The organism is Collinsella sp. AK_207A (genome assembly GCF_902501965.1).
Classification (GTDB): Bacteria; Actinomycetota; Coriobacteriia; order Coriobacteriales; family Coriobacteriaceae; genus Collinsella.
Genome location: NZ_CABWID010000014.1, coordinates 35,447 through 59,715 on the forward strand (window position 1 = coordinate 35,447; position 24,269 = coordinate 59,715).

General features: G+C 62.1%; 18 protein-coding genes and 1 tRNA gene. 11 read left to right on the forward strand and 8 right to left on the reverse strand.

The genetic code is table 11. The annotated features are described in order from the left end of the window. The first annotated feature begins 1 nt into the window (after nt 1). From pstB to GDJ97_RS03655, 3 genes are all read left to right on the forward strand, one after another. A complete protein-coding gene (gene pstB, locus GDJ97_RS03645; protein WP_152069864.1) occupies nt 2–841 on the forward strand; it encodes a phosphate ABC transporter ATP-binding protein PstB in 840 nt (279 codons plus the stop codon). A gap of 133 nt (nt 842–974) precedes the next feature. Then, nucleotides 975–2,792, forward strand: coding sequence for an ABC-F family ATP-binding cassette domain-containing protein (locus GDJ97_RS03650; protein ID WP_152069865.1), 1,818 nt, complete (start codon nt 975–977; stop codon nt 2,790–2,792). An 83-nt stretch (nt 2,793–2,875) separates the two neighbouring features. Next, on the forward strand, nt 2,876–3,208 hold the full coding sequence (locus tag GDJ97_RS03655; protein WP_152069866.1) for an MGMT family protein: 333 nt from the start codon (nt 2,876–2,878) through the stop codon (nt 3,206–3,208). 299 nt (nt 3,209–3,507) lie between these two features. Here the strand turns inward: GDJ97_RS03655 and GDJ97_RS03660 are convergent, their stop codons facing one another. The 6 genes from GDJ97_RS03660 to GDJ97_RS03685 form a co-directional block, all read right to left on the reverse strand. Then, the gene (locus tag GDJ97_RS03660; RefSeq protein WP_152069867.1) at nt 3,508–4,359 is read right to left on the reverse strand and encodes a Cof-type HAD-IIB family hydrolase; all 852 of its coding nucleotides are present in this window, start codon (nt 4,357–4,359) and stop codon (nt 3,508–3,510) included. Between the two features lie 53 nt (nt 4,360–4,412). Continuing rightward, nucleotides 4,413–5,462 (reverse strand): tryptophan--tRNA ligase, encoded by a 1,050-nt coding sequence (trpS, locus tag GDJ97_RS03665; protein WP_152069868.1) that lies wholly within the window; start codon nt 5,460–5,462, stop codon nt 4,413–4,415. A gap of 54 nt (nt 5,463–5,516) precedes the next feature. Further along, entirely contained in the window at nt 5,517–6,803 is a 1,287-nt protein-coding gene (locus GDJ97_RS03670) for a glycosyltransferase family 4 protein (RefSeq protein ID WP_193221299.1), read from the reverse strand. 535 nt (nt 6,804–7,338) lie between these two features. After that, nucleotides 7,339–7,414 (reverse strand) — tRNA-Ala (locus GDJ97_RS03675). Nucleotides 7,415–7,483: 69 nt separating this feature from the next. Beyond that, nucleotides 7,484–8,446 (reverse strand): radical SAM protein, encoded by a 963-nt coding sequence (locus tag GDJ97_RS03680; protein WP_152069869.1) that lies wholly within the window; start codon nt 8,444–8,446, stop codon nt 7,484–7,486. A gap of 87 nt (nt 8,447–8,533) precedes the next feature. After that, nucleotides 8,534–11,068 carry an excinuclease ABC subunit UvrA gene (locus GDJ97_RS03685; RefSeq protein WP_152069870.1) on the reverse strand — a complete coding sequence of 845 codons (2,535 nt, stop codon included), beginning with the start codon at nt 11,066–11,068 and terminating at the stop codon, nt 8,534–8,536. A gap of 479 nt (nt 11,069–11,547) precedes the next feature. Here GDJ97_RS03685 and GDJ97_RS03690 point away from each other — a divergent pair, with 479 nt between their 5' ends. From GDJ97_RS03690 to GDJ97_RS03705, 4 genes are all read left to right on the forward strand, one after another. Further along, nucleotides 11,548–12,258 (forward strand): glycosyltransferase family 2 protein, encoded by a 711-nt coding sequence (locus tag GDJ97_RS03690; RefSeq protein ID WP_152069871.1) that lies wholly within the window; start codon nt 11,548–11,550, stop codon nt 12,256–12,258. Between the two features lie 9 nt (nt 12,259–12,267). Further along, the gene (locus GDJ97_RS03695; RefSeq protein ID WP_152069872.1) at nt 12,268–12,615 is read left to right on the forward strand and encodes a DUF2304 domain-containing protein; all 348 of its coding nucleotides are present in this window, start codon (nt 12,268–12,270) and stop codon (nt 12,613–12,615) included. A gap of 230 nt (nt 12,616–12,845) precedes the next feature. After that, complete coding sequence (locus tag GDJ97_RS03700; protein ID WP_193221300.1) at nt 12,846–13,916, forward strand: glycosyltransferase family 1 protein; 1,071 nt, start codon at nt 12,846–12,848, stop codon at nt 13,914–13,916. A 204-nt stretch (nt 13,917–14,120) separates the two neighbouring features. Beyond that, nucleotides 14,121–16,829: a sugar phosphate nucleotidyltransferase gene (locus tag GDJ97_RS03705; protein WP_152069874.1), complete on the forward strand. Its 2,709-nt coding sequence runs from the start codon at nt 14,121–14,123 to the stop codon at nt 16,827–16,829. A gap of 46 nt (nt 16,830–16,875) precedes the next feature. On the opposite strand, the gene GDJ97_RS03710 is transcribed toward GDJ97_RS03705, so the two are convergent. Together GDJ97_RS03710 and GDJ97_RS09700 are read right to left on the reverse strand one after the other, a co-directional pair. Beyond that, a complete protein-coding gene (locus GDJ97_RS03710; RefSeq protein WP_152069875.1) occupies nt 16,876–18,102 on the reverse strand; it encodes a lipopolysaccharide biosynthesis protein in 1,227 nt (408 codons plus the stop codon). Beyond that, nucleotides 18,075–18,689 (reverse strand): DapH/DapD/GlmU-related protein, encoded by a 615-nt coding sequence (locus GDJ97_RS09700; RefSeq protein ID WP_304515496.1) that lies wholly within the window; start codon nt 18,687–18,689, stop codon nt 18,075–18,077. The genes GDJ97_RS03710 and GDJ97_RS09700 overlap by 28 nt, the downstream gene beginning before the upstream one ends. Nucleotides 18,690–18,871: 182 nt before the next feature. On the opposite strand from GDJ97_RS09700, the gene GDJ97_RS03720 reads away from it, so the two are divergent. The 4 genes from GDJ97_RS03720 (at nt 18,872) to GDJ97_RS03735 (ending at nt 24,239) form a co-directional block, all read left to right on the forward strand. After that, a complete protein-coding gene (locus GDJ97_RS03720; RefSeq protein WP_152069876.1) occupies nt 18,872–19,672 on the forward strand; it encodes a glycosyltransferase family 2 protein in 801 nt (266 codons plus the stop codon). 15 nt (nt 19,673–19,687) lie between these two features. Then, nucleotides 19,688–20,521 (forward strand): NAD(P)-dependent oxidoreductase, encoded by an 834-nt coding sequence (locus GDJ97_RS03725; protein WP_152069877.1) that lies wholly within the window; start codon nt 19,688–19,690, stop codon nt 20,519–20,521. 35 nt (nt 20,522–20,556) lie between these two features. Continuing rightward, the gene (locus GDJ97_RS03730) at nt 20,557–22,089 is read left to right on the forward strand and encodes a DUF2142 domain-containing protein (protein ID WP_152069878.1); all 1,533 of its coding nucleotides are present in this window, start codon (nt 20,557–20,559) and stop codon (nt 22,087–22,089) included. Between the two features lie 182 nt (nt 22,090–22,271). Then, the gene (locus tag GDJ97_RS03735) at nt 22,272–24,239 is read left to right on the forward strand and encodes a DUF2142 domain-containing protein (protein ID WP_226808795.1); all 1,968 of its coding nucleotides are present in this window, start codon (nt 22,272–22,274) and stop codon (nt 24,237–24,239) included. Nucleotides 24,240–24,269: the final 30 nt, after the last annotated feature.

The window sequence follows — 24,269 nt, forward strand, 5'->3', positions numbered from 1 at the left end:
CATGAACGATTCCAAGCAGACCGCTGCCTCCGGCGCCGCCGTGGCCGATGCGTTCGCGAGCGAGCAGGCCGGCAGCAAGCTGGTCGAGAAGCCGGTCCTCTACACGCACAACGTCAACGTGTGGTACAACGACCACCACGCGCTGGACGACACGTCGCTCACGTTCAACAAGGGCGAGATTACCGCGCTCATCGGGCCTTCCGGCTGCGGCAAGTCCACGTTCCTGCGGTGCCTGAACCTCATGAACCGCGAGATCGACGGCTGCCAGATCACCGGTGACATCATCTACCGCGATCACAACATCAATACGCCGGAAGAGGACCTCTACGAGCTGCGCCGGAGCATCGGTATGGTGTTCCAGCAGCCGAACCCGTTCCCCAAGAGCATCTACGAGAACATCGCCTTCGCCCCGCGTTGCCACGGTCTGCGCGACAAGGCGTCCCTCGACCAGCTCGTCGAGGAATCGCTCCGCGGTGCCGCGCTGTGGGACGAGGTCAAGGACAAGCTTAAGAAGAGCGCCCAGGATCTTTCCGGTGGCCAACAGCAGCGTCTGTGCATCGCGCGCGCCCTGGCCCTTAAGCCGGACGTCATCCTACTCGACGAGCCCTGCTCGGCCTTGGACCCGATTTCCACGCTGGCGATCGAGCAGCTGATGACGAGCATCGCCGATGGTCGCGCCATCATCATCGTCACCCACAACATGGAGCAGGCCACGCGCGTGAGTAACCGCACCGCCTTCTTCTACATGGGCGAGATGGTCGAGACCGGCGAGACCGAGCAGATCTTCAACGCGCCGCGCACCGAGAAGTTGCAGGACTACCTGAACGGCCGCTTCAGCTAAGTCTTTCCGGGCATTCGCGAACCCTTTCACCGCACTATCGAACGACTCAACCTCCTTTTTGGTTTTAGTCTTTCGGTAGTGCGGTGTTTTGCGTCCTGCTAGGATGGATAGCCGGTGAAAGGAGTGCTGAACCATGGCTATTCTGCTGGGGTGCGACAGCGTGCATCTTGAATATCCCACCAAGCTCGTGCTGGGCGACGTGACGCTCGGCGTCTTCGAGGGCGACCGCGTGGGCATCGTGGGTCGCAATGGGGACGGCAAGTCCTCGCTGCTTCGCGTGCTCGCCGGCGTGCAGGAGCCGGATGCCGGCCGCGTGACGCGCACACGTGGCGTCGAGGTGGGGCTTCTCGGCCAGCGCGATCAGCTCTCGGATGACGAGACGGTGCACCATGCCGTGGTGGGGGATGCTCCCGAGTACGAATGGGCCGCGAGCCCGCGCATCCGCGAGGTGCTGGACGGGCTCATCGCCGATGTCCCCTGGGAAGGGCTCGTGGGCGAGCTTTCGGGCGGCCAGCGCCGACGGGTGGACCTGGCCCGGCTCCTCGTGGGCACTTGGGACGTGCTCGCGCTCGACGAGCCGACCAACCATCTGGACATGCGGACCATTAACTGGCTTGCCAACCACCTGAAGACCCGCTGGCAGCGTGGCCAGGGGGCGCTCCTGGTGGTGACCCACGACCGCTGGTTTCTCGACGAGGTGTGCGAGCGCATGTGGGAGGTCCATGACGGCGAGGTGGATCCCTTCGAGGGCGGCTATTCCGCCTATATCCTGCAGCGCGTTGAGCGCGACCGCCAGGCCGCCGTCATCGAAGATCGGCGGCGCAACATGGCGCGCAAGGAGCTCGCGTGGCTGAGCCGGGGCGCTCAGGCGCGCAGCAGCAAGCCGCGGTTCCGCGTGGAGGCTGCGCGCGACCTGATCGCCGACGTGCCGCCCGTGCGCAATGAGCTCGAGCTCAAGCGCTTGGCTGTTGCGCGACTTGGCAAGCAGGTCGTGGATGTCTTGGACGTCACGGCGGGCTACCAAAACGTCGACGGCGCTGCCGCCAGGCCCGTTTTGGATGATGTGACCTGGCTTATCGGCGCGGGCGACCGATTCGGTCTGCTCGGTGCCAACGGCGCGGGCAAGACGACGCTCCTCGAGGTCGTTCAAGGCAAGCTCGCCCCCTCGCGTGGTCGGGTGAAGATCGGGCAGACCGTCCGCTTCGGCGTGCTCTCGCAGCAATTGGACGAGCTGCGTCCGCACGAGCAGGAGACGATTCGCGAGGTGCTCTCGGGCTTCAAGCGCGTCTATGTGGTGGACGGCAAGGAGACGAGCCCCGAGAAGCTCTGCGAGCGGCTGGGATTTACCACGCAGCAGCTCTGGAGCCGCATCTGCGACCTTTCGGGCGGCCAGAAGCGTCGCCTCTCGCTGCTGCTCACCATCTTGGCTGAGCCGAACGTGCTGATCTTGGACGAGCCGGGTAACGACCTGGATACGGATATGCTCGCCATCGTCGAGGACCTGCTCGATGGCTGGCCGGGCACGCTGATTCTCGTCACGCACGACCGCTTCCTGATGGAGCGCGTGACCGACCAGCAGTTCGCGCTCATCAACGGGCATCTGCGCCATGTGCCGGGCGGGGTGGACGAGTACCTGCGACTGGCAGAGCACGCCGGCGCGGTTGGGGACGATTCGCCTGCCGCGGCGCCGAGCAAGAAGCAGGCTCCTGCACAGCCGACGGGGCTCTCGAATGCCGAGCGTCAGCGGCTCAAGAAGGAGGTTTCCTCCATCGAGCGGCGACTTGCGAGCAAGCGCGAGCGGGCAGAGCAGCTCAAGGCGTCCATGGCCGAGGTTGATCCGACGGATTACCAAGCCCTCGAGGCGCGTCAGCAGGAGATCGATGCCGCGTTTGCGGAGGTCGACGAGCTCGAGACGGCTTGGCTCGAGGCAAGCGAGCGGTTGGGGGAGTGAGGCCCGCAGGCGAACGGCGAAACGTGATAGCTCGTTTTGCTCGATCGGTCGTGCGGTGATGTACGCGAAGGAGGGTGTCTGAGATGGCGGACTCGGACCGCGAGGGCTTCTTTCAGCGGGTCTACAACATGGTGAAGCAGGTGCCGGAGGGGATGGTCGCCACGTACGGGCAGATTGCGCGGTTGGTGGGTTCGCCGCACCGAGCCCGCTACGTCGGCTTCGCCTTGCACGTCAACCCGGAGCCCGGCGCCATTCCCTGTCATCGCATCGTCTTTGCCGACGGGCGTTTGGCGGACGGGTTCGCATTTGGCGGGCCGGATGTCCAGCGCCATCTGCTTGAAGAGGAGGGCGTCTCCTTTCTGCCCGATGGTCGGGTCGACCTCAAGGAGTGCCGCTGGCCAGCGGGTACCGAGTAGGGTCGAGGGCCGCGGAAGGAAGAGCGGCATCCTCCCACATGCAAACCGTCCCCGAAACAGGAAAACGCCCGCAAGCCTAAGCCAGCGGGCGTTTTCCTGAAGTACACCGTTGATACGCACAGAGGGGAGGGATGCGTAACAAACTGGCAGCTGAAAGGCTTTTTCATCGCCTGTTGCCTTCCTGCTGTTGAGTTAACTATAGCAAACAATTAACCAAGGGCAACTATGTGAATCTGCTCCATAGGGTCTTCACAAGTTAGCCTCAGCTGACCCAAGCTGCTGGAAACCCCGCGGGCGCATCAGGCGGCCTCGCCAGCACCTTCTCCAGGCTCCAGGAACCGCTCGACCAGCTCTCCGAAGGCGCCTTGATCGGATCGCGTGTCCAGCACCGCGTCGCAAAGGGGGCGAACGTCGTCCGTCACGTTGGCCACGCCCACGCCCAGCCCCGCAAGCTCGATCATCTGCGCATCGTTGGAGGCATCGCCCACGCCGATGGTCTCCTCGCGGGGGATGCCGAGCATCTTCGCCAGATGGAGGAGTCCCGTGCCCTTGTTCACGCCGGCGGGCATGAACTCGAGGTAGCGGGAGGAGGAGTAGGTGACGGAACCGCCCTTGGCGGCTACCTCGGGCTTCAGCTGCGCGCCCAGTTCCCGAAGCCCGGAGAAGTCATCGCTCATGTAGAGCAGCTTGACCACGTCGTCGCCGAGGAACGAGAGGTTCTTCTCGTCGGCGGGGTCAAAGTAGACGATGCCGCTCAGCGTGGACAGGTAGCGCCGCTCGGATTCCGGCAGGTTGCAGACGTAGATGAGGCCGTCGGGCGCGTACACGTGCATGCAGTAGCCGTGCTCGCGCCCGAGCGCGTAGAGCTCCTCGGCGAGTTCGTGGTTGAGGGAGCAGGTGAGCAGCGGCTTGGGATCCCCGTAGCGGTTGATGAAGCCCCCGTTGAAGCTGATGACGTAGCCGCCTTCCATGAGCTTGGGATCCAGTTCGCGAATGCTCTCCATGATGGACGCGTAGGGGCGCCCGGAAGAGGGGACGAACAGCACGCCCAGCTCGCGCATACGTCGAACAGCCCGCACGTTGACCTCGGGAATCTTGTGCTCGGTATCCAGGAACGTCTCGTCCATGTCGGATGCGACCAGTCGGTACATCGTCTGCGCCCCCCCCCCTCGCGGTGATTCGGTCAAATGGCGGCAAGCGGCCGCTAGTAGACCATGCCCATGGCCTCGCGGACCTCAGCGAGCGTGGCCTCGGCGATCTGGTTGGCGCGACGGTTGCCCTCATGCAGCACGTCCTTCACGTAGTCCAGGTCGTTCTCATAGGCGTGGCGACGCTCGCGGATCTCGGCGAAGCGGTTGTTCACGGCCTCGGTGACGTACTTCTTGAGCTGGCCCGAACCGCCCATGCCGATTTCCTCGGCGATTTCCACCTCGGAGCGCCCGGTGCAGATGGCGGCGGTGGAGAGCAGACCCGACACGCCGGGACGGTTCTCAGGATCGAAGGTGATCATGCGCTCGCCGTCGGTCTGGCTCTTCTTGATGCGCTTGGCCGTCTCCTCGGGCGTCATGGAGATGCTGATGGCGTTGCCATAGCTCTTGGACATCTTGCGGCCGTCCAGACCGGGCAGCAGCGGGGTCTCGGAGAGCAGGGCGTCCACCTCGGGGAAGACCTTGCCATAGCGGTTGTTGAACTTGCGTGCGATGAGACGCGTGAGCTCGATGTGGGGCAGCTGATCGCGGCCCACGGGGATCACGTTGCCCTTGCAGAAGAGGATGTCGCAGGCCTGGTGCACGGGATAGGTGAGCAAAAGGCCGGTGAGCTCGTGGCCCGAGGCCTCCATCTCAGCTTTCACCGTGGGATTGCGCTGGAGTTCCGCCTCGGAAACGAGCGAGAGGAAGGGGAGCATGAGCTGGTTGGCCGCGGGTACCGCTGAGTGCGCGTAGATCATGGTCTTCTCGGGGTCGATGCCGCAGGCCAGGTAATCCATGATCATGTTGTAGACGTTGTCCTGGATGTGGTCGGTGGTGTCGCGGTCGGTGATCACCTGGTAGTCGGCGATGAGCACGTTGGTGCGCACGCCCAGGTTCTGCAGCTCCACGCGGCCCTTGATGGTGCCGAAGTAATGGCCCAGGTGCAGGCGCCCGGTGGGACGGTCGCCGGTGAGCATGGTGTAGCCCTCGGGATGGAGCGGCAGATCGGCGCGAATCTGGTCGCTGCGCTTCTGGGCGGTCTCGTAGCTGCGCTCGTTGGGCATGGGTACTCCTTTTCGTTTGAGCGGAATGCGGTGCGATGCGTGTGAAGCTGAGAATCAGCTTGGGTTGGAATCCTGGCCGACGGAGGTCTTCTCGTTGGTCGAATCGCTTCGATGCTCCGGGGATTCATGATGCGGCAGGATCTTCGCCAGCAGCTCCTCGTGCTCCTCGTGGGCGGCGCGGGCCTCCTCGGCAAAGGCGGGGTTATCGGGCGTGACGATCTCGTCGCGGCGCGTCTTGGGGTTGTAGTGGTGGCGGAGCACCGGCTCGAAGAGGTGGAGCCGCAGGGCAAAGGCCACGGAGCAGGCCACGAGCGCGGCGAAGATCACCACGCGCCACCAGACCGTCACCTGGTTGATGGCGGCGGCGCCGGCGGAGAGGATCGCGCTCCACCCGTACATGAGCAGCACCGCCTGGCGCTGGTCGAACCCCTCCTGGATCAGGCGGTGGTGGATGTGACCCTTGTCGGCCTGGCCGATGCTCACGTGCGCCCGCTTGCGGCGGATGATGGCCGAGAACGTGTCGAGGATAGGCACGCCCGCCACGATGAGGGGCAGTGCGAGCGAGGTGAGGGCGGCGATGCGCGAGACGTTCAGCAGCGAGATGGAGCCGAGCGAGAAGCCGAGCAGGAGGGAGCCGGAATCTCCCAGGAAGATGCTCGCGGGGTTGAAGTTGTAGCGCAGGAAGGCGAGGCAGGAGCCGATGAGCGCGATGGAGAGCGCGGCGGCGTCCGAGCGGCCCGCCAGCACGGCGAACAGGAACATAGAGGCGCCCGCGATGGCGGAGATGCCGCAGGCGAGGCCGTCGAGGCCGTCGATGAGGTTGATGATGTTGGTGTATGCCACCAGGTAGATGACGGTGATGGGGTAGGCGAGCCAGCCGAGCTGGATCTCGGCGCCGGTACTGAAGGGGTTCACGATCACGTGGATGAGGAGGCCGCTCGCGGCGGCGACGCAGGCGGCGAGGAGCTGACCGGCGAGCTTCATCTTGGGCGAGAGCGAGACGATGTCGTCCACCGTGCCGGTGATGACGATCATGAGGAACGAGATGGCGAGCATGGGGTAGTTGATGGCCATGCTCGGGTGCGGCACAAGAGCGGAGGGCCAGTCCCAGAGTATGGTGCCGGCGACCTGCAGGATGCAGGCGACGGCGAGACCGGCGAACACAGCGAGCCCGCCCAGGCGGGGGATGGGGCGCTTGTTGATGCGGCGCTTGGAGGGGTAGTCCACCGCGTCGAGGCGGATCGCCAGGCGCTTGGCCAGGGGCGTGAGCAGCAACGTTGTTGCGAACGCCGCCGCCATGAGCCATATGTAGTGAACCGGAATGCCCACGTTCACCGCCATTCGCGCTCCGTTCGTACAAAACCCATTCATTTTACCTGCCGGGGTGTGATTGTGCGAGACGGGGACGGTGCCTGCATGAAAGGGACAGGGTGGCAGCGCCCTGTCGGGTTCGATTCCCATGCATGGGTAACAAAAAAGCCCGCAACCGATGGCTGCGGGCTCTCAGGTTCCTGTGGTGGAGACGAAGGGAAGTCCGCGGCCGCTTCGCGGCGCTCGTGCGCCGCTCGCGCGCTCCGCTGGGAAATGCATACGCATTTCCTCAGCTCCGCGCCCTGTCGGGTTCGATTCCCGTGCATGGGTAACAAAATAGCCTGCAACCGGTGGCTGCGGGCTCTCAGGTTCCTGTGGTGGAGACGAAGGGAAGTCCGCGGCCGGCTTCGCCGCCCGCGGCCGCTTCGCGGCGCTCGTGCGCCGCTCGCGCGCTCCGCTAGGAAATGCATACGCATTTCCTCAGCTTCGCGCCCTGTCGGGTTCGATTCCCTGCCCGGGTAACAAAATAGCCTGCAACCGGTGGCTGCAGGCTCTCAGGTTCCTGTGGTGGAGACGAAGGGAATCGAACCCTCGGCCTCTGCCATGCGACGGCAGCGCTCTCCCAGCTGAGCTACGTCCCCAGGACAAGTGACTATTGTAGCGGCGCGGCGCGCGGTGTCAACGGGTTTTCTTGACGCTTCTGTTCGGGCTCACGATTGCCCGCGGCGAGCGGTGGGGGCGATGGCGGGTGAGAGGACGCCGGTGGTGTCGAAGGCCGGGGTGAAGCTTTCGTCAACCGCGCCGCCCTGCTGCCAGTACATGGTGGTAAAGCCCAGGTCATCGGCGTGGTCGAGCACGCGCTCGTACTCCTCGTCGGTGACGGCGCGGGCAAGCTCCCCGCCTTGCCGCCTCATCGCGGCGTTAGGGGTGTACTGGTTCATGACGGAGATGGGGACGTCGCCCACACTGTTCCAGATGCGGTCGAGCACGCGGAGGGAATCGGCCACATGCCCCGGTAGCACGAGATGGCGCACGATGATGCCCTGACGCATCAGGCCGTCATCATCGAAGCGGGTGCCGCCGCGCCGCTCGATTTCGCGGGCCATCTGAGCGAGCGCCGCCTCGGCGATTGCGGGGTAATCCGCCACATTAGAGAGTGACGCGGCCAAGCCCGCGCTCGCGTACTTGAAGTCGGTGAGCCACACGTCCACAAGGTCGCCCAGCTCGGCCACGGCGTCCACCAGCTCGTAGCCACTCGTGTTGTAGACGATGGGGATGGTGAGGCCGCGCGCTCGCGCCGCGCGAATGGAGTGGGGAAGCAGGTGCGCCCACTGGGTCGCGGTGACGAGGTTGATGTTGTTCGCACCCTGTTCCTGGAGTTCCAGCATGATCTGCACGAGGCGTTCCTCAGGGACCTCGAGGCCGAAGTTGCCGGTCGAGATCTCATGGTTCTGGCAGAAGACGCATTTGAGGGGGCAGCTGCTGAAGAAGATGGTGCCCGAACCGGACTCACCGGAGATGGGCGGTTCCTCCCACAGGTGAAGCGCGGCACGGGCGAGCTTGAGAGTGCCGCCGGCTCCGCAGATGCCGCGTCCGCCGTGCGCGCGATCGGCGCTGCAACGGCGAGGGCAGAGCTCGCAGTGCGCGAGCGTATCGGGTGAGAGGAGGGGCATGGGTTCCTTTCTCAGCGGGTTGGTGCGCGGGGCGGCGAGCCCAGCAGGGTCGCTGCCGTTGCCCCGGTAGCGGTGCATCGGTTGCCACTATAGCGCGAGATAGCGTCCCGTCACGCTTTCCGGAACGGCGGCTATCTCGTCAGGCTTGCCGGTCGCCACGATTCTGCCGCCGCGCTCGCCACCGCCCGGTCCCAGGTCGATGAGGTAATCGGCATTGCGGATGACGTCGAGGTCGTGCTCGATGACGAGCACCGTGGCCCCCTGCGCCACCAAGCGGTCGAACACGGCGAGCAGGGTTTCAACGTCGAGCGGGTGCAGGCCGATCGTGGGCTCGTCGAACACGAAGACCGCGTCGTCCTGCGCGCGCCCCATCTCGCTTGCGAGCTTGAGCCGCTGGGCCTCGCCGCCCGAGAGCGCGGGCGTGGCCTCGCCGAGGGTGAGATAGCCGAGGCCCAGGTCGTGCAGCGTTTGCAGGCGCGTCTGAACGCGTTTGATACCGAGACCCGCATCGAGCGCCTCGTCCACGGAAAGCTCCATGACCTGCGGGAGCGAAAGTTCGCTGCCGTCCGCACAGGCACGGGTGAACCCCGAGGCGGCCTTCCCGTACCGGCTGCCGCCGCAGTCGGGGCAGGGGATGTCCACATCGGGTAGGAACTGCACATCGAGCGAGATCTGCCCCGTGCCGTCGCAGGTGGGGCAGCGGAGCTTGCCCGTGTTGTAGGAGAAATCGCCGGCCCGATAGCCGGCTTCCTTGGCCGTGGCGGTGCGGGCATATGCCCGCCTGAGCTCGTCGTGGATATCGGCGTAGGTCGCCACGGTGCTTCGCACGTTGACGCCGATGGGCGTGGCGTCGATGAGCTGGGCCCGCGTGATCTCCTCGGCGTCCACGCACTTCACGTGGGCGGGGAGCGGTGCGCCGGCGGCCGCGGCATTGATCGCGGGAACGAGGCTCTCCAGCACGAGCGTGGTCTTGCCCGAGCCCGAGACGCCCGTCACGGCCACGAGCTCACTGCGCGGGATGTCAACGGAAAGCGGCTTCACGGTGTGAATGGCGTCCGTCTCCAGGCGGATGCGACCGTGCTCGAACGGTTCGGGGACGCCGCCGCGCTCAATCCCTCCGGCCCCCTGCCGCACCACGCTCCTCGTCCCGGAGAGAAACGGCCCGATGCGGCTTTCCGGCGCGCGTTCCACATCTGCAACCGTGCCCTGTGCGATCACGTGCCCGCCGCCGGCGCCGGCCGCCGGTCCCATCTCGATGAGCCAGTCCGTTTGGGCGAGGATGCGCTCGTCGTGGTCCACCATCACCACGGAGTTGCCATCGGAGAGGAGGTCGCGCATGACGCCCATGAGACCGTCGATGTTCGCGGGATGGAGGCCGATCGAGGGCTCGTCCAGCACGTAGAGCACGCCGGTGGTGCGGTTGCGCACGGAGCGCGCGAGCTGCACGCGCTGGCGCTCGCCGGTGGAGAGGGTGGCACCTGCGCGGTCGAGCGAGAGGTAGCCGAGCCCTAGGTCAAGCAGCCGGCGCGCGGTGTCGGCGAAGCTCTCGCAGATGCGCGTGGCCATGGGGCGCATCTCGGCGGGCAGGCTCGCGGGCACGCCGGCTACCCAGATAGACAGGTCGTCGAGCGTCATCGTGCTGGCCTGGGCGAGGTTGATGCCCCGTATCTCGGGCGCCCGCGCGGCAGCGGAGAGCCGGGTGCCGCCGCAATCCGGGCAGGGGCCCTCCGTGAGGAAGCGGGCAACGCGCTTCATCCCCTTCTCGTCCTTGACCTTGGCGAGTGCGTTCTCCACGGAGTAGACGGCGTTGTAGTAGGTGAAGTCCAGCTCGGCGAAGTCGTCGCCCTTCTTCGACCGGTAGAGGATGTGGCGCTTCTCGGGCGGTCCGTTGAAGACGATGTCGCGCTCGCGGGGCGTGAGCTGGTTGAAGGGCACGTTCGTGCGCACGCCCATGGCTCCGCAGACCTGCTTCATGAGGTCCCACATCAGGCTGCCCCAGGGCTTGACGGCGCCCTCGTCTATGGAGAGGGTCTCGTCGGGCACGAGTGCCGCGCGGTTCACCGTGCGCGAGATGCCGGTGCCGCCGCAGGTAGGGCAGGCGCCGCCGCTGTTGAAGGCGAGGTCTTCCGCACCCGGCCCGTGAAACACGGCTCTGCAGGAAGGGCAGGTGATGGGTTGCTCGGCAGCGACGGCGAGCGTGGACGGCACGCGCGCTCCGCAGTGCGGGCACACGTGGCTGCCGCAGCGCGAGAAGAGTAGGCGGAGGCTGTTCAACAGCTCGGACATGGTGCCGAAGGTGGAGCGCACGCCGGGGACGCTCGGGCGCTGGTGGAGCGCGAGAGCTGCGGGCACGTGGAGCACCTCGTCTACCTGGGCGCGCCCGGCCTGCGTGAGGCGGCGACGCGTATACGTGGAGAGCGCCTCCAGGTAGCGCCGCGATCCCTCGGCGTAGAGCACGCCGAGGGCGAGCGAGCTCTTGCCCGACCCCGAGACGCCCGCGATGCCCACGAGCTTGCCGAGCGGCACGTCGACGTCGATGTCCTTCAGGTTGTGGACGCGAGCGCCCCGCACTTCAATGTGGGAAGGGTTGCCAGATCGCGCGCGTGTCGGAGAATCGCCCATGGTCGCTCCAAAAACAGAACAAATGTTTGCATGAGTATACGGCAGAAGACAGCACGAAACCAGCGAACAAGTTATGTGTTTTGGCGGGGCTGCTCGGCGTTGGCATGCCGGAATAGCGGCAACTCAAACGCCGCCCGAGAAAAAAGAGCCGCACCCCAGCTTCACGAAATGAACCCACCTATTCCAGGTGGGTGCCCTCATCGTCCCCTCCAGCTTCCTTAACAACGAAGGATGCCTGTACACGAACGACCTGTGTGGGCTCCCTAAATAAACGCGACGGTTCACCCAGTTGCTCCGCTGGGGTGCGGAACACCTTCATAATAGCCCGCCGTCCAGCCGATACCAGTCTTGACTTTGCCGTGTGTTGTGGGGACGATAAACAAAGGTGCCGATTCCGTTGACCGCCCGTTCCATGCCGGGCAAAATTCCTTCCTGCGCTATCATGAACGGGTTATACCCAGCGTATTGAGAGGTCAGGGATGGGTTCTAAGCCAAGGGTGCTCGTCATCATTCCGGCGTACAACGAGGAAGAGAGCATCGTTGCCACGGTGGAGAGCGTCGTCGCCGCGGGCTACGACTACATCGTGGTGAACGACGGTTCCCGCGACGCCACGCTCGCCGAATGCCGCAGCCATGGCATCAACGTGCTCAACCTGCCCCAGAACCTCGGTATCGGTGGCGCGGTCCAAGCGGGCCACAAGTACGCGCTCGAGCGCGAGTACGACGTGGACGTGCAGGTGGACGGCGACGGCCAGCACGATCCAGCCTACATCGCCGATCTGGTGAAGCTCATTCAGAATGGTGCGGACCTCGCCATCGGTTCGCGCTTCGTGCAGAAGACCGACGGCTTCCAGTCCACGTTCATGCGCCGGGTGGGTATCACCTGGCTCTCGTTCTGGATCCATCTGTTCACGGGCGAGTGCGTCACCGATCCCACCTCGGGTTTCCGTGCCTGCGGACGGGAGACCATCGAGTTCTTCTGCTCTTATTACCCCACGGACTATCCCGAGCCGGAGTCCATCGCCATGGTGCTCAAGCGCGGCCTCTCGGTGCGCGAGGCGCCCGTCAAGATGCGCGAGCGCCAGGGCGGCCGCTCCTCCATCGGCGGGCTTTCCACGGTGTACTACATGGTGAAGGTCTCGCTCGCCATCTGGGTCGCGTGTTGGACGAGCGCGACGCGCGCCAAGTAGGAGGTTCCCATGACGCTTCCGATGATGATTCTCGCCATCGCGTTCTGCGTGGCGTTCCTCTACGCGGTGCTCCGCCTGGTGGCGCGCGGGCGCCTGCTGCTCCGCTACTCGCTGCTCTGGTTGTTCCTGGGCATCGTCATGCTGCTGTGCGTGCTCTTTCCCAACGCGGTGTTCTCGCTCTCCACGCTCGTTGGCTTTGTGACCCCGGCGAATTTCATGCTGTTGGTGGGGCTCCTCATGGTGCTCGCCATCGCGCTCTCCATGAGCGTGGCGCTTAGCCGTCAGAACACCATGATCAAGAACCTCACGCAGAAGGTTGCGTTGCTGGAGAAGGACATCGAGGACGGTTGCAAGTAGCCGATTCTTGGGCGCCGCGCGTTCGCCGCCGTGCGATTACGTCGCAAACAGGTATCAAAAAGATGTCGTTTACGTCGCAGCGCCTTCGTTGAACTGCTGTTTATATCCTGGACTCCCAAGTTCCGGATAAACGGTGCCATGACGTAACCCGCGGTGCCCTATGCGAGACGTCCATTTCCGTGTGCTAGGATGATTTGGCATTTTCAGACGGCAAAAGGATGTTGAATCGCATGCAAGTTTCCTTGATTATGGACAACATCGTCTTCTCCCTGCAGCGCATGGGAGGCGCGTCGGTCTACTGGGGTCATCTACTCGAGGCCGCTCAGGCGGACCCGACGATCGATTTAACAGTGATCGAGCGCTCCGATGGCCTGAACAACAAGGTCCGGAGCAATCTGAACGTTACCGCGCCTGTCATCCTCCAGGACAGAGTCCCTCGACGCGTCGCCCAATTTGTGCGCGCTTCGGTTCCGGCAGCCGAGTCTCTCTTCCACTCGAGCTGCTACCGGCTTTCGCGGGGTAAGAGCTGCCACGACATTACGACCGTTCACGATTTTATCTGGGCGTACTACACGCACGGTCTCAACAGGGCGATTCACATGGCCCAGATCCGCGATGCGGTGCTGGGGGCCGAAGGGGTCATCTGCGTTTCGGAGAGTACGAAGCGCGACATGCTCCGCTTCATCCCGGGTGCGTCGAATAAACGCATCAAGGTGGTTTACCAGGGCTACGATGAGGCGAGCTACACTTACGCTCCCGCAGAGCGTAAGGATCAGGTCGTCTACGTCGGAAGCCGCGTGGCATTCTACAAGAACTTCTGGCTTTCTGCAGAAGCGGTGGCTGCGAGTAGCGATGTCACCCTGGTCATCGTTGGCGCTCCGCTCACCGATGCGGAGAAGACGAGACTCGACGCCCTGCTCCCACATCGTTACGTTTCCAAGGTCTTCCCATCATCCGCCGAGGTGTGCCAGATTCTCCGCGAATCGATCGCCTTGCTCTACCTGTCCGAATACGAGGGCTTCGGCATCCCTGTTCTCGAGGGTATGGCCTCCGGCGCTCCGGTCATTGCCAAGAACGTTAGCTCCATTCCCGAGGTTGCCGGCGAAGCGGGCATCCTCCTCGATGAACCTACCGCCGACGGTGTTGCTAGGGAGATTGAGCGCCTCCGTCAAGACCGAAGCTACCGGGATGACGTGGTCCAGAAGGGTCTGCAGCAGGTCAAGGGGTTCTCATGGGACAGGACGACACGCGAGACGCTCGATTTCTACCACGAGATGTTCCAGTCCCGAGCGAATCGGTAACCGTCTTTTCTGAGAAAAGCCGACAAACGCATCGGGGTGGCCGCCGATCGGTCTGGACATAGGGCCGTGAGATCGTTTCGTCGATATCGCGTCGTGGCTTTGGGCTCGCTCTAGCATGGCGCGGTCTACCTGCATCTCTGTGCTGCTGAGTTGCACGTGTTGTATAGTGTTTTAAGGCTCAGTCATTTTTGAGAGGATTGAACGTTGACGCACCTTATCATGCTGTCGGGTGGTTCTGGTACGCGGCTGTGGCCGCTTTCCAACGGTGTCCGGTCCAAGCAGTTCCTGAAGGTTCTGCGCGACGGCACGGGCAAGCACGTATCGATGGTCCAGCGCACGTTCTCGAAGGTGCGCGACTATATCCCCGACGCGGACGTGACCATCGCAACCTGCGCCGAGCAGGCCAGCATGATCGCCGAGCAGGTGCAAGGAAGCTTTGCCCTGGCCGTTGAGCCCTCTCGTCGCGATACGGCACCCGCTATCATGCTCGCGTGCGCGCACGTGTTGTGGGAGCAGCACGCCGATCCAGCTGATCCGGTTATCGTTCTGCCCATAGACTCGTACGTTGATGATGCCTACTACGAGGGCCTTTCCAAGGCTGCGGACGCCGTGCAGCAAGATGCGTCCGATCTCGTTCTGATTGGCGTCGAGCCAACCTATCCGTCCGAGAAGTACGGCTACATCGTGCCGCGCGTACCGACGGGCCCGCTTCGTCCGGTCGATCGCTTCGTCGAGAAGCCGTCGGCGGACAAAGCCGAGTTTCTTATTCAGAACGGCGCGCTTTGGAACTGCGGTGTCTTCGCGTTTAGGCTCGAGTACGTCATGCGCATCCTGGGAGCGTACGGAAACTACGAAGGGTATGCCGACTTGCGGAGTCGCTACAGCGAGCTTCCCAAGAATAGTTTTGATTACGAGGTCGTTGAACGGGCGCATTCCATTTCAGTCGTCCCCTATGCGGGCAATTGGAAGGATCTGGGCACGTGGAGCACGCTGACCGAGGAGATGCCCGACACCACATCGGGACGCGTCGTCGTTGACGGCTCCTCTAACACCCATGTGATCAACGAGCTTGATCTGCCGCTCGTGGTCTCGGGAGTCCCGAACGCGGTCGTGGTGGCCACGGTGGGCGGAATCCTCGTATGCGCAAAGGACAAAAGCGCTGGCATTAAGCCGCTCGTCGAGCAGGCGTGCTCGAGCGTTGACCCTCGCTGGCAGCGTTGGTATCAAAACGTCGACGAGGAGGGGAGAGCCCAGCTCGATGCCCTCGTGAATGATAAGCAGGCCTTTGGCGAGGCCTTCGATCGCGAGCTCCATTTTGGAACGGGCGGTATTCGCGAGCCCATGGGCATCGGCCCGGCCCTGCTCAATCGCTATACCATCGCGCGTATTTCCCAAGGTCTTGCGAACTGGCTCGTTGCACAGGGCGATGCTCGGCCGAGCGTTGTCATAGCCCGCGATACGAGAGAGCACGGCGAGGAGTTCGAGCGGGAAACCACGCATGTCCTTGCTGCAAACGGGGCGCGTCCGCTGTGCTTTTCAGGTCCCGTTCCCACTCCCGTGCTGTCTTTCGCGGTCCGCGAACTCGGTTGCGCGGCTGGCGTTGTGATTACGGCATCGCACAACGCGCGTCAGTACAACGGCTTCAAGGTGTACGGACCGGATGGATGCCAAGCCACGACCGAGATGTGCTCTCAAATCCAGGCTGCGATTGAAGCGGTTGATATCTTCAAGGATGTGAAGCGTTCCGACGCCGCCGCGACTATCGTTCCCGACGATGTGCTCGGCCACTATCGCGACGCGGTGCTGGGCAGCGCTGGTTCTGCGGACTGCTCCGGCCTGAGGATTGCGTACAGCCCGTTGTGCGGGACGGGGCTTAAGCCGGTCCTTGCCGCCTTCGCCAATCTGGGTGTTTCTCGCGAATGGGGCAACCTCTTCATCGTGTCCGAGCAAGAGCATGAAGACGGGGTATTTTCGACGTGTCCTAAGCCCAACCCCGAGCTCGCCGAAGCCATGGACCAGGTCATAGCGCTTGCTCAACGTGAAGGTTGTGACCTCGCCCTGGCGACCGATCCGGACGCCGACCGACTTGGCGTTGCCGTGCCCGATGGGGATAGTTGGCGCTTGCTGACCGGAAACGAGGTTGGCGTCCTGCTGCTTTCCTGGCTCGTGCTGCGCGCTGAGCGGGAGGGCGCTGACCTTTCCCAACGCGTGGCCGCTACCACGATCGTAACGACTCCGCTGGCAGACGTGGTCGCGGAGCGTCATGGGTTCGAGCTGCGTCGCACGCTCACCGGCTTCAAGTTCATCGGTGAGCAGATTGGCTCTCTGGAGCGTCAGGGACGGGAGTCTGACTTCCTCTTCGGCCTCGAGGAGAGTCTCGGCTATCTTGCGGGCAGCTACGTTCGGGATAAGGATGGCGTCGAGGCGGCGGTCCTCATCTCGCAGCTCGCCGCCGAGTTGAAGCAGCGGGGCGTATCGCTCACGCAGGCGCTTGACGAATTGGGTAAAGCCTATGGTTTCTGCGCCGGGAAGCAGCTCTCGATTCCGTTCGAGGGTAAAGAGGGCGCCTCACGTATGAGCGGAATCATGGCGACGTTTCGCACGAGCCCGCTTGACGAATTCGCCGGCTGCAAGGTGGTCAAGACCATCGACTACCTTCCGGGAACGCCGATGCCGGTCGTCAACGCGACGGGTCGGGGAGGGGAGCAGCTGCCTCCGTCCAATGTCATCGAATGGCGTCTCGAGGGCGGCTCTCGGGTCCTTCTGCGCCCCAGCGGTACGGAGCCCAAGCTCAAGGCCTACCTCTATGCCTATGGGGCAACGGAGGATGACGCCTCAGCATTGCTCGACGCGATGGCGACAACGCTTCGATCGCTCATAAGCGAGATGGAATTCGGAGCTGGCAGGGCATAGGAACCGTCTACGCCATCCGCGACCGCTTCGCCTCAATCGTGAATTACTACGTGGCGCTTCTTCTCAGGAGCGCCACGTTGCAGACGATGAACGCGACGAGCCCGGCGATGTAGACGAGCGTCGCCCCGTTGGGCCCGAACAGGTCGATGCAGGGCACCGAGCCCGCGATCGCGATGGCACAGATGAGCACGCTGCTGATGACGAGCCCTCGTAACCGGCGCAGGACCATGACAACGGTTGCAAGGAACCAGCATGCCGCAACGAGTGCGCAGCTGAGTACCAGGGGAATCGACAGCCCAACGTAGGGAGCGATGGCATCTCCGAAGAGAAGCGTGTAGAACCACTCGCCGAGGACCGCGAACCCCGCGACGCCCGCAACCGCTATCGCGACGATGGAGATGACCACCTTCTTGATCATGGAGGAGAACGCTTTCATGTCTCCCGTGGTATAGGCCTCCGCGAGCGGTGTGGCAAGGGGCGCGAAGATGAAGTTGGCCGATACCTGGATGATGGTGACGGGCATGGCGATCGAGCTGTAGTAGCCGAGCATCGTGGAGCCGAGCATGCTTTCCAGGACGATGCGGGGGATCTGTCCCGCGGCGGTAAAGAGCAGGCTGTATACGGCAACGGGCAGGCAAGCCTTCAGGAGGCTCAAAACCAGCTTGAGGGGTTCGGCCTGGGGGCGGTAGAACAGATGGGCGCGCCGGGCATCGTAGCAAGCCACCACGAGCAACGACGTGAGGAATAGCACGCCGAGCGAGAGGGTGAGGTCGCGGGAGATGAAGAGGCAGGAGCCGAACGTGGCGAGCTCGAGGACCCCCTTTGCGATGAACGACTTCCCCACGTAGTCCATGCGCATGCGCAGCTGCACGACGCCCTGGTAGACATCGGAGACGCTCTCCGTGAGCTTGAAGAGCATGTAGAGTGCGATGCAGCAGAGCGTTTGCCATGCATAGCCGGTGAGCAGGGAGAACAGGGCGCATCCCACAAGCGCGATGAGCGAGGTCAGGTAACGCGATTCAACATAGGTTGAATCGGCGTATTCATGTGAGATATCGGACGCCTGGTAGTTTCGCATGCCATAAGCGGAAATTGTGTAGAACGTCGTGCAGATGCTCACGGCGAGCGAGTAGATGCCGGCACCCTCAAAACCGAGGGCGATAGTCACCAGATAGGTGAATAGCCATTGCGAAATCAGATAGATGAAGTTGCCGACCGAGTTCCAGATGAGATTGGATTTGAGCGTTAGCGCTTCGGGCTGTTTTGCTTCCACGTGCCATCGCTTTCGTCGTAGAGCTTGAGGGGCCGCGCCGGGATGCCGGCGACGATCGTGTTCTCGGGTACGTCACGTGTGACGACCGCGTTGGCGCCGATGACCGCCCCGTCGCCGACCGTGACGCCCGAGAGGATGCAGGCGTTCTCTCCCACCCACACGTTGTCTCCAATGCGCACGGGCGAGGAGATGAGCGGCCGCGCGGACGGGTCGGTGTCTGGTGAGCAGGGATCCGCGATGCCGTAGTTGCCATGCGAGCTATCGCTGATGAACACCTTCGAGGCAGCGAGGAAGTTATCGCCGATGCTCACGCGTTCCACCGCGGCAATGTGCACGTTGTCGCCCAGATGGCAGTTCTTGCCAAAGCTAATCTTGGTGACGCGGTCCCCCCGTCCGTTCCCAAAAGCCTCGATACGGCAGCGATACCCGGTGGTGAAGCCACGGCCAAAGCTCACGCGCGGCTTGCCGCGCAGGTAGAAGGGGCGGCGGATAAGCAGGGCGCTGGGGTAGAAGAGCCTAGTGCACACGGTGGCGTGCACCATACGGAGAATCTCCGAGAGCGTGTAGTAGTTGTCGATGATGTACATGCGAGGACTCCATCTGTCGGACAGGGGAGAAGTATATCGTTCACCCGCCCGGTCCAACCGCTGCGGACAGAAAGACCATCCGACGTCTGTTTATCCTTTGGTAACGAGACCGCACGGACGGCGCTCCGCGCTTGGTGCTCTAGAATTCCAAAGGTAATGGGTACCGCTCTGAGAGGTCGTGCATGTATACCGAGCAAGATCACACGTTTGTTATCTGCGCCTATGGCGAGAATCCCTATGTTGAGGAGACGCTCGTATCCCTTGAGCAGCAGACCGTGCGCTCGCAGATTAAGCTCTCGACCTCCACGCCGAACGATTACCTTAAGGACATCTGTGCGCGGCACGGGGTGGAGATGCTCGTGAACCCTGAGAAGAAGGGCGCGGGCGCTGACTGGAACTACGCGTACGATCATGCCGGCACGCCGCTCGTCACCCTGGCCCATCAGGACGATTACTATGAGCCCACGTTCACCGAGGAGGTGCTCGCGGAGGCTCGCCGCTACGAGGGCGAGCGCGTCCAGATGTACTTCACCGACTACTTCGAGATGCGCAAGGGCGCCCGCGTGGCCTCCAACAAGATCCTCAAGGTCAAGCGTATTCTCAACGCCCCGCTCGCTAAGCGCTTCTGGAACGGGAGGATCTGGCTCAAGCGGCGCATCCTTGCGTTCGGCGATCCCATTTGTTGTCCTGCTTGCACCTACGACCGCACTGTGCTCGGACCGAGTATCTTCGATACCCACTATGTGAACAGCTGCGATTACATGACCTACGTTGAGCTGGCGTCCCGGGCGGGGCGATTCGTATTCATCCCCAAGCTGCTCATGGGTCACCGGATCTACGAGGGTTCGGCGACGACCAAGAATCTGAGCGAGAACATCCGCAAGCGCGAGGACGGCGAGATTCTGGCGACGCTCTGGCCCAAGCCGATCGCCGCCATGGTGAATAACGTGTATGCTACGAGCGAATCCAGCAACGAGCTCTAGAAAGAGGACTGCGATATGAAGACCGTGCTGATAACGGGCGCCTCGGGCTACATCGGAAGCCACGTGACGCGCGCCCTGGCAAAGAATGGCGTTCGCGTCATCGCGCTCGACCAGCGGAAGGGAGAGGAGCTCGAGGGCGTCCAATGGGTGGTTGCCAACCTCTTCAGCGACGAGTTCGCGCTGTCCGATTATGTTGACGCTGTTCCCGACGTGTGCCTCCACATGGCTTGGCGGAACGGCTTCGACCATAACAACGAGTCCCACATGCTCGACCTTTCCGGGCACTACCGGTTCCTCCTCAAGATGATGAACCTCGGCGTGCAGCAGATCGCCGTCATGGGCAGCATGCACGAGGTCGGTTACTGGGAGGGTGCCATCGCTGAGGACACGCCGTGCAACCCCCAGAGCCTCTACGGCATCTCTAAGGACTCGCTGCGTCGCGCCTTCCTGCTCGAGGCAGCCCGCAAGGGCGTGGTGGCGCAGTGGCTGCGCGGGTTCTACATCTACGGCGACGACGAGGGCTCGCAGTCCATCTTCGGCAAGATCATCCGTGCGGCGAAGGCGGGGGAGACCCACTTCCCGTTCACGTCCGGTAAGAACAAGTACGACTTCCTGAGCGTTCAGGAGCTGAGCGAGCAGATAGCGGCATGTGTGCTGCAGGACGAGGTAGCGGGCATCATCAACTGCTGCTCCGGCAAGCCGCTCAGCCTGGGCGAGATGATCGAGCGCTTCATCGCCGACCATGGCCTGAACATCACGCTCGATTACGGCAAGTACCCCGACCGTCCGTACGATTCTCCCGGTGTATGGGGCGATGCGACGAAGATCGATAAGGTTCTGGGCAGGTAGCCTGCTCTCTCCGTTTATCTGAAGGGGTATCTGGTTTGCGTACAGAGGATCGAGAAACGGCGGCTGCGGACGAGCGCGGCAGTGTGTCCTGCCCTGTCTGTTCCCACGATGTTCCGAGAGGCTGGCTTCTGCTTGCGTATAGCGCGCTGTCCGTCATCGTCATGTCCGTTGCCTTCTGGAGCGTGCTCGACTATGCCGCGAATGCTTCCGTCTCGGCTTTGCAACCCCTCGCGCTCGTCCTGCTCTTTCTCTTGGGCTGGTTCTTCTTCCGGCTGTGCCGCGTCTTCTCGAGCGATGCGGCCTCGATGTTCCTACTGATCGCCGTTCCGGCCGTCTCCGCTTTCGGGTTGTTTATTCTGCCCGGCTGGGTTCCCGACGAACAGGTTCATCTTGCCCAGGCCTTCTCCCTTTTCGGGCGTCACGATGGGGCCTGGCGCATACCGTCAGCGCTCGCTTCCGAAGACGTTATGCCCGGTACCTATCGGGATGCGTATCGGCTGCTCGCCCAGTCCGATACATGGGGCAGCTTGTCGACGTTCTCCCGGTATCTTTCTAGCTACTACGACCATCTCTATGCACTGCCCGCTTTGATCGTCACGGTCTGTCGATCTCTCGGAGTCAATGCCTATCTCGCCTGCTTCGCGTGCCGGATCGCCAACGGCTTGTTGTTCATCGCGTGCGGGTATTGGATGATCCGGGTTATGCCGTTCGGCAAGACGGCCCTGTTCGTCTTCTTGCTGAACCCCATGCTCGTTCAGCAAGAAGCCTCTTTCTCGGCTGATTGTGTGGCGAACATCGTTTCCCTGGCCTTCGTGGTCTACTTTATCGCGGTGTTCTGCTCGAAGGCGATTTCTCGCCGGCAGGTCTTGGTCCTTATCGCGCTCGGGGTGCTCGTGCTCGTTTCCAAGTACATGTTCGCGCCGCTTCTCCTGCTTCCGCTTCTATTTCTCAAGCGTCGTTTCGACGGCAGGACGTGCCTGAAGATCTATATCGGACTGTTCGCGCTCATGATGCTGATGGCGGGTGCGGTCGTCATCCTCTATCATGGTTCGTTCATGGCGGATGCTTTCGAGCTCATGCGAAGCCCCAAGGCGTTCCTGCGCATCATGCTGAATACGTTCTACATCATGGTTCCTACTTGGATGCGGTGGTATTTCGGGTCGAATCTGGGCCGCCTCTCAATCGGGCTATGGGAGCCGGCTCTCTGGGCGTACGCCGCCATGCAGTTCGTTGTCCTCTTCTACAACGATGAGGACAACGAGCGGGTTTTCGATACGATCGACAAGGTCGTCGTGTGCGTGCTCTGCTTCGTCAACTTCGTGCTTATCATCCTGACCATGCGCGGTTGGACGCTGACCGTGGACAAGGTATCCGATTACATCATGGGCGTGCAGGGGCGGTATCTGTTCCCGCTCGGACTGTTGCTCTTGATGTGCGTGTTGAGACCCCATAAGAAAATGTCTCAGGGGGGGGTCTTGGTAACTGTTGCGTGTTTGATCGTGGCGTGCTATGTCATGAACATGCCGTGCATCCTTGCGAGCTTTGGAGTCGCTCTCTTTCCGCTCTAGCTTCAGCTCCGGAGTTCTCTAACGCAAAGCTCCTAAGCTCAAAGCCCCCTGACCCTTCATCGAGTCGTTGCTGTGGGATAAAGCTTTCGGCTTTCGTTGGAGGTCTGTATTAAATGAAAACAGGTGAGTTGGGACCAAGGACCCTGTCGAGCGGGTTCATTATCCGTGTGTGCGGGACGATGATGCTCGCCATGGACGTTTACTGCCTATTCCGCTTCACTATCATCGCATCCATGCTCGTCTGCTGCCTATCGGCCGTTGCGTTCATGCTGGTTTATGGGGCGGTAAAAAAATCGTTTCCCCTTGCCGGGCACATGAGCATCTTTGGGTTGTTGACCGCGCTTGCACCGATGGCGCTCATCTCGCTCGTTGCGGGGCTGCTGCTCGAGCTTCTCACGCTCTTCGGGCTATCGGATTCTCTTGCCGGCGGAGCACTGCTCTGGAGCAGGGAAAGATTAGCGATCTTTGTTGTAACGGCGTTCTTTTTCCAGGTGGGTTTTATTTACATTCGCGCGTATCTGAGGAACTCGTATCCTGAAGCTGCTGCGGATTCTCTTTTCGACAGAAAGGGCATCGCCTTTCTTGGCACATGTGTTTCTTCTGCAGCGCTTATCGCGGTTCTACTTGCAGTGATGCTTGGGGGTACGTACTCGGTTATCTATCGATCGCTGCTGCTGGTGCTCGAGCTCCTGCTCTCCATAGCGTTCGTTTTCCTCGCCATCAAGTTTCTTGGAAGGAAGGTCGAGTTTCTCTTTCTCGCTCTCGCTATCACGTTGGGCTCCTACCTATCGTTCGCATTGCCGCCTGTCACCAATCTCGCTCCCGACGATCAAATTCATTACGAGCGTGCGCTAGGGCTCTCATTTCTCGGACATGGCGAGGTCGGTGCTCTCGAGGGAGAACTGGTAGATGTTCCCTGGGGCCGAGGAGGGGGTCTTAACCATGAGCGTATCGACGAGTTTTGCAAGCGCATGGAAGAGGTTGGTTCCGATTCAAATGCAACGGACAACGGGCGCGAGAGCATAGGCTTCGTAGTGCCGGTTTCAGGCGAATTGTATCTTTTTGTGCCGATCGTCGGGGCGATACCCTCCGCACTCGGGCTCTGGATGGGCAGGCTGCTGCATCTTTCGTTTGTCGGGACATTTATACTCGGCAGATGGTTCAATCTGCTCTTTTATGTGCTGGTCGTATTTGGTGCAATTGGCATCACGCCGGTAAAGAAGGTGCTCTTCGCGGTGGTGGGGCTGCTCCCAACAGCCCTTTTCTTGGCTTCCGGCTACTCCTACGATCCCTGGTTGCTTGCTCTGAGCATGCTGGGGCTGGCGTTGTTCGCGAGACTCTATTGCGGTTCGCCGGCAGGTTCGGTAACGGTCGTTTCGTTCGTTCCCTGTCTTATTGTTTTTACGTTGGCGATCATGGTCAAGGCAGTTTACTTTCCGCTCATCGGCCTTTTGTTCCTGATTCCCGCGAGACAATGTGCGAGTCGTGAGGAGGCAAGGCGATGTCGGGTGTCGGTGCTCGTCCTTGCGCTTCTCCTCGTCTTGTCCTTTGTGTTGCCCATGCTCTTTTCTCCCGCGGCGCAGGCAGGCGATGTGCGCGGTGGTACAGATGTGAATGCCTTGGGGCAAGTTTCCTATATCCTGCACCATCCGCTTGCCTATACGGGGACCTTGCTGCGCTTCATGCTGAACTATGTCTCGCCGGCGTCATCGAACGGCTATTCGATTTACTACGCCTATGTTGGGAGCGATATATCGGTCTTTCCCCTGTCCGCCTTCTCAACGGTGCCGTTTATCATTCTGCTGCTGAGTGCCCAGGTCATATTTGGGGATGAAACGTCCCCCATCTTCACGTTCAAATCGAAATGCTGGATCTCCCTTTTGGTCTTCTTGATGATCTCCCTCTCGGCCACGGCTCTCTATGTCTCCTTCACCGGCGTTGGGAGTGGGGAGATTGCAGGGATGCAGCCCCGGTATCTTCTTCCTCTCTTGTGCCCTGCGTTCATGATGGTGCGAACTCGATGCGTTGGGGAGGAGCCCCTCGCCTCCCTGTTGGAATCAAGGATTCATGTGATAACGCTACCTGGAGTCATAGCAGCCATATCAGGGCTATCCGTGTTGCTCGATTTCGTCTGGGTTGCTTCTTGGTAGGGGGAGCCGCATCTTTTGATGCCAAGCGCC

Excerpts from the sequence above, each read along its gene's own strand:
- GDJ97_RS03695 (WP_152069872.1), top strand. The coding sequence starts at position 12,268 with ATGACGCTTCCGATGATGATTCTCGCCATCGCGTTCTGCGTGGCGTTC.
- GDJ97_RS03735 (WP_226808795.1), top strand. The coding sequence starts at position 22,272 with ATGCTCGCCATGGACGTTTACTGCCTATTCCGCTTCACTATCATCGCA.
- GDJ97_RS03685 (WP_152069870.1), bottom strand. The coding sequence starts at position 11,068 with ATGGGCGATTCTCCGACACGCGCGCGATCTGGCAACCCTTCCCACATT.
- GDJ97_RS03720 (WP_152069876.1), top strand. The coding sequence starts at position 18,872 with ATGTATACCGAGCAAGATCACACGTTTGTTATCTGCGCCTATGGCGAG.
- GDJ97_RS03660 (WP_152069867.1), bottom strand. The coding sequence starts at position 4,359 with ATGTACCGACTGGTCGCATCCGACATGGACGAGACGTTCCTGGATACC.
- GDJ97_RS03680 (WP_152069869.1), bottom strand. The coding sequence starts at position 8,446 with ATGCCCCTCCTCTCACCCGATACGCTCGCGCACTGCGAGCTCTGCCCT.
- pstB (WP_152069864.1), top strand. The coding sequence starts at position 2 with ATGAACGATTCCAAGCAGACCGCTGCCTCCGGCGCCGCCGTGGCCGAT.
- GDJ97_RS03650 (WP_152069865.1), top strand. The coding sequence starts at position 975 with ATGGCTATTCTGCTGGGGTGCGACAGCGTGCATCTTGAATATCCCACC.
- GDJ97_RS03725 (WP_152069877.1), top strand. The coding sequence starts at position 19,688 with ATGAAGACCGTGCTGATAACGGGCGCCTCGGGCTACATCGGAAGCCAC.
- GDJ97_RS03700 (WP_193221300.1), top strand. The coding sequence starts at position 12,846 with ATGCAAGTTTCCTTGATTATGGACAACATCGTCTTCTCCCTGCAGCGC.
- GDJ97_RS03670 (WP_193221299.1), bottom strand. The coding sequence starts at position 6,803 with ATGGCGGTGAACGTGGGCATTCCGGTTCACTACATATGGCTCATGGCG.
- GDJ97_RS03655 (WP_152069866.1), top strand. The coding sequence starts at position 2,876 with ATGGCGGACTCGGACCGCGAGGGCTTCTTTCAGCGGGTCTACAACATG.
- GDJ97_RS09700 (WP_304515496.1), bottom strand. The coding sequence starts at position 18,689 with ATGTACATCATCGACAACTACTACACGCTCTCGGAGATTCTCCGTATG.
- trpS (WP_152069868.1), bottom strand. The coding sequence starts at position 5,462 with ATGCCCAACGAGCGCAGCTACGAGACCGCCCAGAAGCGCAGCGACCAG.
- GDJ97_RS03690 (WP_152069871.1), top strand. The coding sequence starts at position 11,548 with ATGGGTTCTAAGCCAAGGGTGCTCGTCATCATTCCGGCGTACAACGAG.